The sequence below is a fragment of the Treponema sp. Marseille-Q3903 genome (assembly GCF_014334335.1).
In the GTDB taxonomy this organism is placed as follows: Bacteria; Spirochaetota; Spirochaetia; order Treponematales; family Treponemataceae; genus Treponema_D.
In genome coordinates, this window is the sequence record NZ_JACSEU010000001.1 from 1,128,291 (window position 1) to 1,144,052 (window position 15,762).

12 protein-coding genes are annotated in these 15,762 nt (G+C 39.1%); 8 read left to right on the plus strand and 4 right to left on the minus strand.

All coding sequences use genetic code 11. From position 1 onward, the window contains the following. Positions 1 to 72: 72 nt before the first annotated feature. Positions 73 to 1,095 carry a branched-chain amino acid aminotransferase gene (locus H9I37_RS05140; RefSeq protein WP_187381390.1) on the minus strand — a complete coding sequence of 341 codons (1,023 nt, stop codon included), beginning with the start codon at positions 1,093 to 1,095 and terminating at the stop codon, positions 73 to 75. Positions 1,096 to 1,231: 136 nt separating this feature from the next. Between H9I37_RS05140 and H9I37_RS05145 the strand changes: the two genes are divergently transcribed. The 8 genes from H9I37_RS05145 to H9I37_RS05180 all read left to right on the plus strand — a co-directional run bounded on the left by H9I37_RS05145 (position 1,232) and on the right by H9I37_RS05180 (position 10,540). Continuing rightward, positions 1,232 to 2,011 carry an FAD synthetase family protein gene (locus H9I37_RS05145; protein ID WP_187381391.1) on the plus strand — a complete coding sequence of 260 codons (780 nt, stop codon included), beginning with the start codon at positions 1,232 to 1,234 and terminating at the stop codon, positions 2,009 to 2,011. Positions 2,012 to 2,256: 245 nt separating this feature from the next. Continuing rightward, the gene (gene rpsO, locus H9I37_RS05150) at positions 2,257 to 2,526 is read left to right on the plus strand and encodes a 30S ribosomal protein S15 (RefSeq protein WP_187381392.1); all 270 of its coding nucleotides are present in this window, start codon (positions 2,257 to 2,259) and stop codon (positions 2,524 to 2,526) included. A 300-nt stretch (positions 2,527 to 2,826) separates the two neighbouring features. Further along, positions 2,827 to 4,929, plus strand: coding sequence for a polyribonucleotide nucleotidyltransferase (gene pnp / locus H9I37_RS05155; RefSeq protein WP_187381393.1), 2,103 nt, complete (start codon positions 2,827 to 2,829; stop codon positions 4,927 to 4,929). A gap of 166 nt (positions 4,930 to 5,095) precedes the next feature. Further along, on the plus strand, positions 5,096 to 5,536 hold the full coding sequence (dut, locus tag H9I37_RS05160; protein ID WP_187381394.1) for a dUTP diphosphatase: 441 nt from the start codon (positions 5,096 to 5,098) through the stop codon (positions 5,534 to 5,536). Continuing rightward, on the plus strand, positions 5,529 to 6,791 hold the full coding sequence (locus H9I37_RS05165) for an LptF/LptG family permease (RefSeq protein ID WP_370586894.1): 1,263 nt from the start codon (positions 5,529 to 5,531) through the stop codon (positions 6,789 to 6,791). Before dut ends, H9I37_RS05165 begins: the two co-directional genes overlap by 8 nt. 18 nt (positions 6,792 to 6,809) lie before the next feature. After that, a complete protein-coding gene (locus H9I37_RS05170) occupies positions 6,810 to 7,886 on the plus strand; it encodes an LptF/LptG family permease (RefSeq protein WP_187381395.1) in 1,077 nt (358 codons plus the stop codon). Between the two features lie 8 nt (positions 7,887 to 7,894). Continuing rightward, positions 7,895 to 9,034, plus strand: a complete 1,140-nt coding sequence (gene tgt, locus H9I37_RS05175) for a tRNA guanosine(34) transglycosylase Tgt (protein WP_187381396.1) — start codon at positions 7,895 to 7,897, stop codon at positions 9,032 to 9,034. Positions 9,035 to 9,070: 36 nt separating this feature from the next. Further along, positions 9,071 to 10,540, plus strand: a complete 1,470-nt coding sequence (locus H9I37_RS05180) for a HEAT repeat domain-containing protein (RefSeq protein ID WP_187381397.1) — start codon at positions 9,071 to 9,073, stop codon at positions 10,538 to 10,540. 4 nt (positions 10,541 to 10,544) lie between these two features. Here the strand turns inward: H9I37_RS05180 and H9I37_RS05185 are convergent, their stop codons facing one another. The 3 genes from H9I37_RS05185 to purA all read right to left on the minus strand — a co-directional run bounded on the left by H9I37_RS05185 (position 10,545) and on the right by purA (position 15,613). After that, entirely contained in the window at positions 10,545 to 13,109 is a 2,565-nt protein-coding gene (locus tag H9I37_RS05185) for a helicase-related protein (RefSeq protein ID WP_187381398.1), read from the minus strand. Beyond that, on the minus strand, positions 13,100 to 14,293 hold the full coding sequence (locus H9I37_RS05190; protein WP_187381399.1) for a CapA family protein: 1,194 nt from the start codon (positions 14,291 to 14,293) through the stop codon (positions 13,100 to 13,102). The genes H9I37_RS05185 and H9I37_RS05190 overlap by 10 nt, the downstream gene beginning before the upstream one ends. A gap of 96 nt (positions 14,294 to 14,389) precedes the next feature. Then, positions 14,390 to 15,613: an adenylosuccinate synthase gene (gene purA, locus H9I37_RS05195; protein ID WP_187381400.1), complete on the minus strand. Its 1,224-nt coding sequence runs from the start codon at positions 15,611 to 15,613 to the stop codon at positions 14,390 to 14,392. Between the last annotated feature and the right edge of the window lie 149 nt (positions 15,614 to 15,762).

The following is a 15,762-nucleotide window of genomic DNA, read 5'->3' on the forward strand; positions in this document are numbered from 1 at the left end:
TTCAAACTATCCAAAAAGGCAGCCTCTTTTATTTTAACGGCTATCGGCTAATATAGACCGACTATAAAACTATTAAATCGTGTAAATCCAGCCTTCTGGAGCTTCAATTCGACCCATCTGAATTCCAGTCAGCGTATCGAAAATCTTTTTTAGATATGGTCCCATCTCCTGTTTTCCTTCGTTGTAGATAATCTTTTTTCCGTGGTCATCAATTTCACCGATCGGAGAGATTACAGCTGCTGTCCCGCACAGCCCGCATTCAACAAAGTTTCCGATCTCTTTTTTATCTATCCGGCGTTCTTCAACTTCCATCTTCAGGTAATCTTTTGCGACTGTTACAAGAGAGCGCCGTGTGACAGAAGGGAGGATTGTGTTAGATTTTGGAGTGACAAGTTTTCCATCTTTAGAGATGAAGATGATGTTTGCGCCTCCGGTTTCTTCAATATAGGTATGAGTTGCAGGATCAAGATAAAGATTTTCTGCATACCCGTTTTTGTGAGCATCGACTATATTGTGCAAAGACATCGCATAGTTTAAGCCTGCTTTTATATCTCCTGTGCCATAAGGCGCTGCACGGTCTAAATCGGAGATACGAACTTTGATAGGTTTTACTCCGCCTTTAAAATACGGTCCTACAGGAGTAACCAAGATACGGAATTGATATTCATCAGCAGGTTTTACTCCAATCACTGAACTTGAACCGAACATATATGGTCTGATGTAGAGCGTTGCCCCCGAGCCATAAGGCGGGACCCAATCTTTGTTTGCTTCAATTGTCCTGAGAACTGCTTCAATAAACCTGTCTTTTGGAAAAACTGGCATTTCTAGGCGTCTGCATGAATTTTCCATGCGTTCGGCATTCAAATCAGGGCGGAAAGTGACGATATCACCGTGTTCTGTTGTATATGCTTTTAGACCTTCAAAACAAGTCTGAGCGTATTGAAGAACGCCTGCGCATTCGTTGAGTTTTAAAGAATGCTTTTTTGTTAATTTTCCGTCGTCCCATTCACCGTTTTTCCAGTTTGTAAAAAAACTCATCTTCGTCTTTATGTAACCGAAAGGCAAATTGCCCCAATCAAGTTTATTTTTATTCATATCACATCCTTTTTAGCTAAATTAAAGTTATTTATTATAGCTAAAGTTATTATATCTTTATTTAATATATAAGTAAAGTATATAGTAGATGGCGTTTGTTGTTTGCAATCAGCCGGAAATCAGTTATATTAAATATATGAAGATTCTTACTTGGAATGATATCCTTTTTGTCTTGAACACCGGAGATAAAAATAAATATTTTGAGAACGGAACGGGAATCTCGGTTGGAAGTTTTGATGGACTTCACAAAGGGCATCGTGTTCTTTTGAACAGTCTTGTCAGCAGCTGCAAAAATGAAAATCTTTTATCCGGAGTTGTGACATTTAAAAGACCTCTTCCGGGTATAAAACATTTTGGAGACTATCAAGGCGATATTTCTACACTTGACCAACGTATTAAACTTTTTGAAAATATTGGGATAGATTTTGTCATAGTTGTAGATTTTGACGATGCTTTTGCTTCTATTCACGGTGCCGACTTTTTAGATATTTTAAAAAATGCCTGCAATCTTAAGCTTTTGGCAGAAGGAGTCGATTTTAGATGCGGTTATAAAGGCGCAACAGATGTTCAGGCAATAAAATATTGGACAAAAAAAAATAATATCAAGACGATTTTTATTGAACCTGTTTATTACCGCGAAGGAACGGCAGAAGAGAGGGTGAGTTCGTCTTTTATCAGGCAGATGATACGCAAAGGTTTTTTTTCGACCGCAAACGATTTGCTCCAAAGACCTTACGAACTTTCGATAAAAAATCATCAGACTGAGATTGAAAAATCTTCCATAGAGCAGGTTGTCCCGCCTGTCGGCATCTATCATTGTAGAAATGAAAATGATGAAGATGTAAGGATTGAAGTGAAAGATAAAAAAATCGTGCTAAACCGAAAATCTGATTTTCTTTTGTTTAATTCTCTATAGCCTTTTGGTACACCTTTTTACTTTCCCGTTTTTGTTTTCCGGTTTTCGTTTGAGAAAGTCCGGCAGTTGAACTGATATCGCCGGTTGAGCTGATTGACTATGAGCCTTTTTTTTTATATATTTAGTTATCTTTTGATACGGATTATTTTGTGATTATTCTCCAGAAACCCGGAGTTTGACCTGCAAAATTTTCCGCGAATCATAGACTGGCTTTTGTCAGATATTTTATTTTAAGGGGTTCCATTATGGCACTTTCAAAAGAAGCTACTTCAGCTACAGTAAAAAAGTACGGTTCAAAAGAAACCGATACCGGTAACGTAAAAGTTCAGATTGCATTGATGACACAGCGCATCCAGCAGTTGACTGAACACACTCGCACTTTTCCAAAAGATGCGACAGCAAAACGCTCACTTCTCAAAGTTGTAGGTCAGCGTCGTAAGATGCTCCGCTACTTTGAACGCACAGACCTTGAAGGTTATCGTGCATTTATCAAAGAACTCGGACTCCGCAAGTAGTTTGTTTTTTTTTTGCAAAGTATTGCAAAATCCCGCGAGATTTGCCTGTTGTCTTCAACTGTCGAACTTGTGGGATTTTTTTTATTCATGCAGCATGTTCTTCTTTTCTGTTCCAAAAATCGTGATGATAAGTAAAATCATAATTGATTTATCTTACGTAATACTCTAAACTAAAAAGGCTATTTTATTCGTCGTGGTGAAATAGTGTGGAATCAATCACGGCGCATCGTGTTGTTTAGATTTTTAAGATATCTTTTCCGTGCGATGTAAAAGAAAGAATAAATCTACAAAGGAAAAAAAATGTCAGTAGAAAGAGTTACTTACAAACTAGGAGATGCCGAACTCATCCTTGAAACAGGAAAAATCGGAAAACAAGCTAACGGCTGTGTTTACGCACAATGGGGCGGAGCTGCTGTTATTGCTACTATTTGTGCTTCCAGTTCTGTTACAGAAGGTCAGGATTTTGTTCCTGTCACTGTTGAATACAACGAGAAAGCATATGCTGCCGGAAAAATTCCGGGCGGTTTTGTAAAACGTGAAGGACGACCGAAAGATAAGGAAATTCTTGTTAGCCGCCTTATCGACCGCCCTATGCGCCCGCTTTTTGAACCATCATTCGGGCATGAATTGCAGATTGTTCCAACTTGTGTCTCTGCAGACGGCGTACATACTCAGGATATTCTTGCTGTCATTGCTGCTTCTGCCGCAACATGTATTTCTGATATTCCGTTCCACGGTCCGGTTGCAGCCTGCCGTATTGGATACATTGACGGTCAGTACATCGTAAACCCTACATTCGAACAGATTGAAAAAGGTCAGCTCGAAATTGTCGTTGCCGGCACAAAAGACGGATTTACAATGGTTGAAGGTGGTGCAAATGAAGTTTCCGAAGAAGTCATGCTCGGTGCTTTGGATAAGGCACAGGGATTTATAACAGACATGTGTCTGCTCCAGGAAGAACTTGTAAAAAAAGCCGGAAAAGAAAAACTTCCATTGAATCCGCTAGACGTGACTCTCGAGAATGCGCAGGCAATTGAAGCCGAAGCAACTCCGTTATTGAAAAAAGCATGTTTCCAAGACGGAAAAATGAACCGCGGTAAAGCAATTGCCGAAGTTCAAAAAGAGATAGCTGCTAAATATGCAGAACAGCTTTCAGACCCGATTCAGGCAAAATTGTTCTGTAATTTGATGGACGATATTCAATACAAACTTCTTCGCAAATCGATAATTGACGATGGTGTTCGCATCGACGGCCGTAAGACAGATGAGATTCGCCCAATCAATTGTGAAGTAAATGTATTGCCAACTCCACACGGAAGCGCATTGTTCACTCGCGGAGAAACGCAGTCGCTCGCTGTCTGTACGCTCGGAACCGCGATGGACGAACAGGTATACGATGATATCGATGGAGAACGTTCAGATCACTTTATTCTTCATTATAATTTTCCACCGTATTCAGTTGGTGAAACAGGAAAATTGACTACAGGTCGCCGTGAAATCGGTCATGGAAATCTTGCTCGCCGTTCTTTGGCCGCTATGGTTCCAGGACGCGAAGAATTCCCATACACAGTTCGCGTCGTATCTGAAATTATGGAATCTAACGGTTCCTCTTCACAAGCTTCAACTTGTGGTGGATGTCTTGCAATGCTCGCCGCAGGTGTTCCAATGAAAAAAATGGTTGCCGGTATTGCTATGGGACTTATCACAGAACCTGAAGGAGACAATCCTTACGGACGATACGCAATCCTCTCTGATATTCTTGGAGAAGAAGACCACCTCGGCGATATGGACTTTAAAGTTGCCGGAACAGAAGATGGCATTACCGGTTTTCAGATGGATATTAAAATTGCCGGCGTAACAACTGAAATTATGAAAAAGGCTATGGAACAGGCTAGAGCTGGTAGAATGCGCATCCTTGGAAAAATGAAGGAATGCATAGATAAACCGGCACCGCTTTCTCCAAGAGCGCCTCAGATAATCACAATGAAGATACCTGTAGACAAGATAGGAGCATTGATTGGACCTGGTGGAAAGAGCGTCAAAGCGCTTTGCTCTCAGTACGGAGTAACAATCAACACCGATGATGATGGAACTGTAACAATTTATGGCAAAACAGGAATCGCTGCTGAAGCCGCTAAAAAAGCTGTCAAAGGCATTACAGAAGATCCAGAAGTTGGAACTATCTACCAGGGAACTGTAAAACGCATAATGGAATTTGGTGCATTTGTTGAAATCTTGCCAGGAAAAGAAGGCTTATGCCACATCTCAAAACTTTCACGCCAGAGAGTAAACAAGGTAACTGATGTTCTTACAGAAGGTCAGGTAATCCCGGTTAAATTGCTCGAAGTTGATAAGCAGGGAAGATTGAATCTTTCATACATCGACGCATTGGAGTCAAAATAGTTTAAAACAGTTTAATTTAGTTTGTTTATTGAACAAAATCAAAGGCAAAGGTTCGCTGACATTGTTTTAAAATCAATGATGTTTCGCGTGTCTTTGCCATTTTTTTTAATCTTGTACTTTTGATATGACAGATGACTAATTACTTCTTACTTGTTATAATGTCGCTATGACAAAAGTTACAATAAAATGCACTGCTTCAAAAGGAGCTATAATTCCAGAATATAAAACTTCGGGAGCAGCAGGTGCCGATCTGTGCGCACTTTTAGATTCTCCGCTCGTAATCAAACATGGAAAATCTGCAATAATACCGACAGGGCTTTTTTTTGAGATTCCTGAAGGTTACGAAATTCAAGTTCGTCCTCGTTCGGGACTCGCGGCAAAAAACGGCGTGACTGTTTTAAATACGCCAGGCACAATAGACAGCGATTATCGTGGTGAAATAAAAGTGATTCTCATAAACCTCGGTGAAAATGATTTTACAGTCAGCTGCGGGGATAGAATTGCCCAAATGATAATTGCGCCTGTAACACAAGCGAGCTTTTCAATCTGCGAGAACCTTTCTCAGACAGAGAGGGGAACAGGCGGCTTCGGTTCAACCGGTGTCTGACATTTGTATAAGAGAATCAGGGAAAAAATTGCTGACGCTGACTCAAAAAATCATAAAAAAAATCAAAGATTCTCATCTTGTTCAGGCAATTTTACCTTATATAGACAGATTTCAAGTAAAATATTTAAAAAAAGGACAGCTTAAAAACAATATCCTTATAAAATATCTGTTTAAAGATTTGTTTCTTTACTTTCTCGTATCGTTTTTTTTCTTTTTCATGATTTTTTTTGTAAATCAGATTCTTCTCACTGTAGAAAGTCTCCTTGCAAAATCAGCCCCATTTAAAGATGTGATGAGAATCATGTTTTACAGCCTGCCTTTTATCATTGCTCAATCATCCCCGTTTGCGACTCTCGTAGGTTTTTTGATGAGCCTTGGAGGAATGATGAGCAGCAACGAAATTCTGATTTTTCGTGCCGCAGGTTTTTCTTTTATAAAGATTCTTCTTCCTGTCGCAGCGCTTGGAATTATCATCTCTGCATGTTCTTTTTTTGTAAACGATTATCTTCTTCCGCTTGGAACGATGAAATACAATATGTTGATGCGTGAAATTATGAGTTCAACGCCTACTGTTGAACTCGAATCTAACAGCGTAAAAAAACTCGACTCAGCGAGCATAGTTATCGGAAATGTTTCGGGTAACGAAATTTCTGACATCGTGCTGTTTGATTCAAAAAGAGATGAGGACAGGCTTATTATCGCAGGAAAATCAACTTTGACAGGAGCTAAGCAAAAAGGCGTATTGATGCAGCTTAATATGTCGGACACTTCGGTGATTTCGTTTGACATAGATAACAGGCAGGACTTTGATGTGATGACTTCTAAAACTTCGATTTATAACGTATTCGATTCGTCAGTACTGGGAACATCGTCGCGTTCTGCGAGAGAGATGACAACTTATGACCTTACAAAGACAATAAAGCAGATGAAAGAAAAAGATGACGCAACTGACAATGATAAACAAAGGCTGAACATCTGGATAATGGAGTGGCATAAAAAATTTGCAATTCCTTTCGGCTCTATTTTTTTTGCATTTTTGGCTTTTTCTGTTGCTTTTTTGTTCGGCAAACACAACGGGCAGACAATTGGGCTTTTTATAGGTATTGTAATTTGCGTTTTGTACTGGGCATTTCAGATTGTAGGGCAACTGCTTGTGCAAAAAATCGGGCTGAGCGCTTTTTGGTGCATCTGGGTTCCAAATTTTCTGATAGGATTTTTTGGATTGTTTTTCATGTTATTTCTTTTGAAAAAATAAACATGACAGGCTTTATATATGAAACTGATAATATATCTTTTTGAAAAAGTAGTTCCTCTATTTTTGGGTGCAATGTTTTTTTTTGCACTCGTGCTGAATCTTGTCGATTTGTTTATGCACATTGCAAACTATCTTCAAAATAACTGTAGCGTAAAAGATATTTTATCAGTCATGGCATTATATGTTCCAAAGACAATTTGGTATTCAGTTCCTGTTGCAATTTTATTTTCGACATCTTACGTTTTGAGCGACATGTACGCAAACAATGAGATTGAGGCGCTTCTTGCTTCGGGCGTATCGTTATTTAAATTTACTTTGCCGCTTTTGACAGTCAGTTTTGTTATGGCTTTCGGGCTTTTTTTGTTCGAAGACAACTTTGTCGTTCAAACTTACGAAAAAAAAGTATCACTGCAAAATAAACTTTTACAAAAATCAGAAAGTGAAAATAATTATGATATTGTTGTAATTTCTGAAAATGGAAAGCTGATATACATTTCTACTCGCTACATAGGAAATCAGAAAAAATTGAAGTCGTGCTATTTTATTTTCCGCGACGAAAATAAAGTCATGCAATCAGTGATTTTCTGTCCGACCGCAGTCTGGAACGAAAAGACTTTAAAGTGGGATTTGGAAAACGCAGTTCAATATGAACCTGATGGAAACGGTCTGAAAATGACGCAGTTGTCTTCGACCTTTACTGATAGGTTGACTGAATCGTATGAAATATTCAAAAAATCGAATGTCGACGTTCAGTCAGTCACCGCGAATGAAGCAAAAATCTACATAGAACATTTGAGAAAAGCAGGGCTTCCTTATAATGAAGAACTTTCCGAATATTATAAAAAATTTGCTTTTCCGTTTATTGTTTTCATTGTAGTATTTTTATCTATAGGGCTGACCGGCAAAACTAAAAAAAATGTGCTTTTGATAAGCCTTGCATCGTGCATAAGCGCTTCTGTTTTGTTTTATGTTTCAATGATGGTGACAATGGTTCTTGCAAAGCACGGCTACATCACCGCTTTTATGGGGGCGTGGTCGCCTGTATTTTTCTTTACGATTATCAGCATTGTTCTTTTAAAATATGCAAGAACATAAGGATTTTTATGAGTGAAATATTGAATATATTTGACATTAAACACAAGAGCGCTGACGGAAAAGCTCGTACCGGTGTCATTCATCTGCCGCATGGAGACGTTCAGACTCCGGTTTTTATGCCTGTCGGAACGAATGCGACAGTCAAAGCTATGCCGAAAGATTTTCTTGAAGAGATAGATTTTGAAATTATTCTTGCAAACACTTATCATTTATTTTTGCGCCCGGGACCTGACCTCATAGAAAAAGCCGGCGGGCTGCATGGATTTTCTAAGTGGAACAGAAATTTTTTGACTGACTCAGGCGGTTTTCAAGTCTTTTCACTTTCAAAATTGCGAAAAATCACAGAGCAAGGTGTAAAATTTCAGAGCAATATTGACGGAAGCTATCACATGTTCACTCCTGAAAATGTCGTTCAAACTCAGGTGAAATTTAATTCTGATATACAGATGCAGCTCGATGTTTGCACAGGCTGGGACGAAGGGCGCAAAGCTGCTGAAAATGCGCTCAAAGTAACATCAGATTGGCTTTTGCGCGCTAAAAAAGAATGGAAAAATCAGCGTGAAAACGGATATAAAGGCATTTTATTTCCGATTGTTCAAGGAAACTTTTTTGAAGATTTACGCAAACAGAGCGCTGAATTCGTCTCTTCGCTCGACACTCCGGGAATTGCGATCGGGGGCTTAAGCGTTGGAGAACCTCATGAAGAATTTACTAAATTCATGAATTATACAAGTGAGCTGCTTCCGGAAAATAAACCGAAGTACGTGATGGGAATTGGAACTCCTGAATATATTTTAGACGCCGTCAGCGCAGGAATCGATATGTTTGACTGCGTTCTTCCTACGAGAAATGCGCGCAACGGTTCTTACTTTACACGACGCGGCATGCTCAGCATAAAACAGGAAAGATGGATAAGCGATTTTGGACCAATTGATCCAGAATGCAACTGTAAAGTTTGCCGCACTTATTCCCGAAGTTATTTAAGACACCTTTTTAAAGAGCAGGAAATTTTGAGTTCAATCCTTGCGAGTTATCATAATCTGTATTTTTTAAAAGAGATTATAAAAGAGATAAGAATTGCGATAAATGAAGACATGTTTGAGCAATACAGAAAAGATTTTCTGGAGAAATTTAATTCAGGTTTTTAATTGCGTTCGCCAATCCTGATAAGACGAGGATATTTGATGAAGAAGATTTTCAGTTTTATTTGTATCTCGCTGATGTTTTTTGCAGTTATTGCTCAAGAGCTTGAAGAGCAAGAACAAAAAACTTCTGAAACTAACGAAGTCGTAACAGCTTCAAAGGGCGGTATTTCAAAAATTCCTGAAGCAAAACGACCAAAAGTTATAGATGTTGAAAAAGCTGAAAAGGCTGCCGAAAAAGATGAGTCGGGCGAGGATTTTGAAAACAATCAGAAAGTGTTAAAATACGGACTTCCTTCTGAAATATCAGAACTTATAGATACTCTTGTAAAAAATGACGACCCTCGTTTTACCGACGAAATATACGACCTTTTTCAGAAAACAAAAAATGACACAATAAAAATAAAGATATTAAATTACTTTCAAAAACTTGAAGATCCGTGCCTTGAAGATTTTGCCGTTGAAGTATTGAATGATCCTTACAATTCAAAGAAAGATTTAGTCCGCGCTTGCTTTCAATATATTTCGGCAGTAAAAACTAAAGATGCGATCCCTGCCGTGATAGCTTTGATTGAATCTGAAAATGAAGAATATTTTAACGATGCAATTTCAACGCTCGGCGAAATTGGGGGACCGTCGGAAGCAATGTTCATTGTAGAATATCTTGAAAGAGATGATTTGAGCGATGCTCAGCGTCAGACTTTGATGAGAACTTGCGGTAAAATGCACGCAGTTCAAACTTGGGACAAACTCGTTGAAATTCTTAAAGACGAAGATGAAAATGCGTATGTCAGAATGTATGCAGCTGAAGCGATTGGACTTATGGAAAAAAAAGAATCTGTTCCTGTTTTAGTTGAAATATTTTCTTCCACAGATCCAGCCTTGCGTCAATATGCGCTAAAAGGCCTTGTAAATTTTCCAAATGTCGTAGAAGCTCAGGAAACTGTAATTCAGGGAATCAGAGATGAACATTGGCGTGTGCGTCTGGAAGCAATAAAATCTGCCAAAACAATGGAATTAAAAGATTCTGTAGAGTTTCTTATATATCGTGCAAAAAATGACAGCGAAAAAGTTATCAAAAATGAAAGTTACAGTGTGATAGCATACCTCAATACAGAAGCCGGAAATCGGTTTTTAATAGAGCAGTTGAAAGACAAAAAAGTCGGAGATGCGACAAAAAAGAAAGTTGCCGAAGTGCTTTTTAAAGAAAAACATGCAGGCGAAAAAGAGCTTCTTGAACTTGCTGCCGAATGCCTCAAAGACGACAAGCGAAAAGAATTGCGTTACGCTTTGGGAAAAGAACTCGCAAAATATCAAAATAATGCGTTTGAAGACATCTGCATTCAATATCTTCAATCAAAAGACACGACAACAATCAATCTCGGGCTAGACATTTATAAGACAAACAAGTTTAAATCTGCAGAATCTATTATGAATGGAATATATGCTGACAAAAAAGCGAACAGCGGCGTCAAAAACAGAATAAAAAAGATGCTTAATATTAAAGATTGAGCTGTCAATCGTATAATTTGTTTACCAGACTGATGACAGAGTTTATTCTCTTTTTTTCTTCTTTATTGAATTCTACAGGCTCGTCTATCAAAGTTTCCAGACTTGAGTGGCTTTCTGTAAGCGCTGTCATAAATCCTCTCGAAACTTTAAACCAGTAATTTCCTTTGCCGTCTGTAAAAAGTGCGATAAAGCCGTATTCCCGACCTTTGTTTTTTGCAATCGATGTCCGTAGAAGCCAGTCAAGCGAATCGATCAACTGTTCTTTTTGGAGCTGGTCGTATATATTTGCGTTCATATTGCGGTTCCATTTTTTTTCTGCGAGAGGCGCAAGGTCTATGCTTTTTACAACATTGATAATCAAAGACATTTTTTCGCCGTTTAAAAGCGTTCCGTTGTCTCTTGTTATGATTTTTCCTTTCATGTCGCCGCAAGCTGATAATTTTGACTTGTTTTTTTCCTGCAAAACTGCGAGCGAAAACTGTTCGATAGGAAGAATCGCTGTTTTCTTTCCTTTGATTTTTTTTGTCTCAAACAAAAAGTCTCCGAGTGAAAGTGTATTATCTCCTTTTTCCTCTGCAATTTTTTTCTGTTGTTTTGCGATTTTCTTTTCGTTGGAAGTCTTTTTGCCGGCAGTTTCTTTTTTGGCATTATCTTTTTTCTTGAATGCCATCAGCTTTTCAAACAATGTCGGGTTTATTTTGTCGAGCATTGTACGAGTAAGCGGTGAAACGCTCATAGCAAATATTCGGCTCGTCCTGACAATCTCTCCCGCAACTAAAAAAACTGGATTTTGGCGGAACATAACGCTACCCGGGTGAATGCAGATGTGGTCTGCCGTAAGGCTGTGATAACTTTCGCGACCAGTGCGCACACATACAAACTGAATCATTCCGGCTGCAATACAGCATAGATAATCTTCCATGCTGCTTTTTTTTTCTACGACAGGAATGCCCATCTTTTCACTTACAATCTCAATAAGCTGCCTGTCTATATTCTCGATTTCAGCCATAACTCGTTCGTCGAGGTAATTTTTTTTGCAAAACTTTTTGCGGTTGTCGCTCTGCGTAAAAGCTGAAAATAAATTGAGGTAAGAACAAAAATCTCCCTGCATATCGCGGAAACGGTGATGTGCTTTTCTCGCTTCCATCTGCTCTCCCTGAGGAAGAATAAACGGAGAATTCGCTGATAAAAATGAAGCTGCAATTAAAACTTTGTAGAGCACGTCAGGGTACTTCATGATTGATTCAACTATTATGCGGCTTATTCTAGGTTCAAGAGGGAAATGCACCATCATCTGACCGATTGGAGAAAGGGTGTTGTCATCTTCAATGGCGTCTATCATTTTTAGAGTGTCGACAGCGCCTATGATTCCGGTGCGTCCGGGATTTGCTATAAAATCAAAATCGTAAAAATCTGTAATTCCAAGCTCTGACATCCGCAAAACAACTTCGCTCAAATCTGTTCTGTAAATCTCTTCAGTTGTATATTCCGGGCGATTTTCGAAATCATTTCGTGAATAAAGTCTGTAACATGTTCCGGGCTGTGTGCGACCTGAGCGACCTTTTCTCTGGTTGCATGAAGCTTTTGAAACGGCAGATTCAATCAGGCTCGACGTAAAATTTTTAGGATTATAGAAATTGAGTTTGCACAATCCTGAGTCTATAACTGTCGTTATATCGCTGATAGTGACGGAAGTTTCCGCTATGTTTGTCGAAATTACAACTTTCTTTTTTCCTTCAGGCGCTGCATCAAAAACTTTTTCCTGCTCTTCTTTTGACAGTCTTCCGTACAGTGGGAGAATGTGCAGCTTTCGCCCGATTGCAGAGTAAGCGAGTTTATTTACGCAGTCGTTTATTATTTTTTCACCGGGCAAGAAAACAAGGATTCCGCCGTCTTCGTCGTTGTCTAAAACCCTGCATACCGTATTGTAAATTTTTTCGAGAAGTTTTTCGCATCCTATATCAGTCGAAGTCGTCGCTCCACCTGGGATTGGGTCGTAAACAAGCGCAACAGGATATGTTATTGTATCGATTGAAACGACAGGAGCGTTGCCAAAGTATTCGCTAAAAACTTGAGTATTCATTGTCGCAGAACTAACTATGACGTGCAGATCTTTTCTCTGTTTTAAAACGCGTTTTACAAGCCCTAACACAAAGTCGATATTTAAACTGCGCTCGTGCGCTTCATCAATCATCAAAACCGAATATTTAGACAGCCATGGATCAAGTTTCATCTCTTGAAGGAGAATCCCGTCTGTCATGATTTTGATTCTTGTTTCACTGCTTGTAAAATCTTCAAAACGCATCTTGTAGCCGACAAGACCCGGATAAGTTGTACCGAGCTGTTTTGAAATAAATTCACTTACGCTAAGTGCGGCGATTCGGCGCGGCTGGGTCACACCTATCATTTGGTTTGTAGCGTATCCTGCTTCGTAGAGGATTACTGGAATTTGAGTAGTTTTTCCCGAGCCTGTAGGGCTTTCAACAATTACAACTTGATTGTGTTCCATGCATTCAAGAATTTTTTGTTTTTGTGCGTATACAGGCAGTGATTTATAATCTATCGCCATTCTATTAAATCCTTTGTCGCCTCTTTGTTTATTTTTATGCGGCGCTCAATATATTTTGCCCAGTCTGTGCGTTGAACATCGTAAAGATAATCAACAAAATCCTGATTCAGAGGTTTTACAACGTATTCATTTGCAGTGTTTATGTATGTTGTTATATAAATCGGTTCGCACTTTTGAATTTTTATAGAACCGTCTTTATTTTTTTTAAAGATTACTTTGTATAAAAGCCCGTCTCCGGTATTGTCTCGTTCGCCGACTGGATTTTTAGAAGTGAGTTCAGGTTTTGTACGCTGTCCGCTGATTGTGTTCCCGTTTGCGTACATTATGATTTTATCTCTATTTGAAATTGTGTCAATTATGATTTTCCGATGCTTGATTATATGAGGGTGGTTTGCCCAGACAATATCTGCACCTGCATTCAAAAGCTCGTCGTAAAACGATGCCTGACTGTCTGTCACGGCTCTGGTGTATTCAGGTTCCGATGTGTGAATTGAGATTACGAACAAATCACATTTATTTTCCGCTCTGAGCTGTCTCACCAAACTTATAAATTCTTTGCGTGCTCTATCATCTGCTTTTATGTAGTTTATATAAGATGAAAAATCAGGTCTGTTTAAAAGCTCTGTGACCGGTAAAAAAAGAATTTTCCATCCGCTAGACTCGACTATGTTGTATGAAAAAGTGCTTTTCGCAGTTTCTCTTAATCCTGAAAAATAAACTGAGTGCCCCGATTCTTTTCTATTCTTTGTTATACGTTCTGTAGTCTTTATAGTCTCTTTTATTCCTTCAAGAAACATGTCGTTTGAGTGATTGTTGCAAAGTGAAAAAACGTTAAAACCACAATCGACTGCTGCCTCAACGTATTTTTGATTCATGTTGAAGTTCGGATATGAAGAGATAGGTTTTAATGTGTCGATTGGAGATTCAATGTTTGCAAAAGCAACGTCAGAATCATCGAATATATATTTTATATCGCGCCATATCTTTGAATAAGATGAAATGTTGTAATTTACCGAATGCGCCATTATATCGCCACCAAAAATTAATGTGATAGTGTCACGCAGTGTTGTTTCAGTCTTTTCATTTGACTGATTTATTAGCGTTTCCGATATGTTTTTGTGCGACGAGGCACATGCTGTAAAAAAAATGAGTGCGATTGCAGATAAATAAATAAACTTTTTCACTGTTTTCCTGTTAAAATCAGCCACAGAGATAGATAAATATATCTATTTCTATGGCTAAAAAGGCTAAATAATTAAAAATGCATCTGTAAGAAAACTTTACTTCCAGATTTTTTCACGGATAAAAGTCTGATTTCTGTCTGCCCCTACAGATACGATTCCAACTTTCGTCCCTGTAAAGTCTTCTATGAACTCTACGTATTCTCTGGCTGCTTTTGGAAGTTTCTTGTAAGAAGTACATTTTTTGATATCTGTTTTCCAACCTGTAAATTTTTGGAGGACAGGTTTTGCTTTGTTCAAGTCAGGGATAGAGGCAGGAAATTCCGTGACGATTTTTCCATCGATGTCGTAGGCAATACATGCTTCAATTTCGTTCATATCATCGTATATGTCAAGGTGAGTGAGGACGAGGTTATCGATTGAGTTTACGTGGCAAGCGTAACGCAGTGCGACCAAGTCAAGATATCCACAGCGACGTGGGCGACCTGTTGTCACTCCGAACTCATTTCCTGTTTTGCGAACGTAATCGCACAGTTCACCTTCTGTTTCTGCGTTGAATTCTGACGGCATTGGACCGTTTCCAACGCGAGTTTCATAAGCCTTAAATACGCCGTAGATTTTATCAAGGGCTTTCGGTCCGATTCCTGAGCCTGATGCCGCCCCGTAAGAGCCGGAAGCACCTGAAGAAACGTATGGATATGTTCCCGAGTCGATATCGAGCATTGCGCCTTGTGCGCCTTCAAACAAAATATTTTCATTGCGGTATTCATACATTTTTTCTGCAATGTTTACGCGCATTGATATGAGTTTTGATTTGTATTGTTCTAGGAATGATTTATCTTTATCGTCGAGGTCGTTCCATTTTTCATCCCAGTCGAGGTCACAAACACGAATCCCGTCGCGTTCGGATTTCATAGAGTAAGTAGTTCCGATTCCGCGACCTGTAGTCCCGATAGGACGCTTGCGCTCAGCATCGCGCTTTTTATCCATTTCTCGGTAGCCCGGCAACGTAAGATGAGCACGGTCGGAGATGAATACGCGACCTTCCCATTTGATGCCGTTGTCTTTGAGCATCTGAAGTTCTTTAAAAAGAGCTTCAGGATCGATTACCATCCCGGAGCCTAAAAAAACAGATTTTTCAGGGTAGAGGATTCCTGATGGAACTTGATGAAGGGCATATTTTTTCCCATCTACGACAATTGTGTGACCTGCATTAGCACCGCCGGCAAAACGTACGACGTATTTGGCATTTTGAGCAAGGTAATCTACAATTTTACCTTTGCCTTCATCGCCCCACTGGGCACCCATAACAACAATGTTCATGGTTACTTCCTTTCCGCAGGATAAAAGCGGATATAAAAGATAATTTTTTTGTAAAAACCCCGAATATTGACATCAAGCACTTTTACATTTAGATAATAACAAATAAAAGGCTGTTGCTCAATTATATTCGCTCACTGGTTAATATTGAT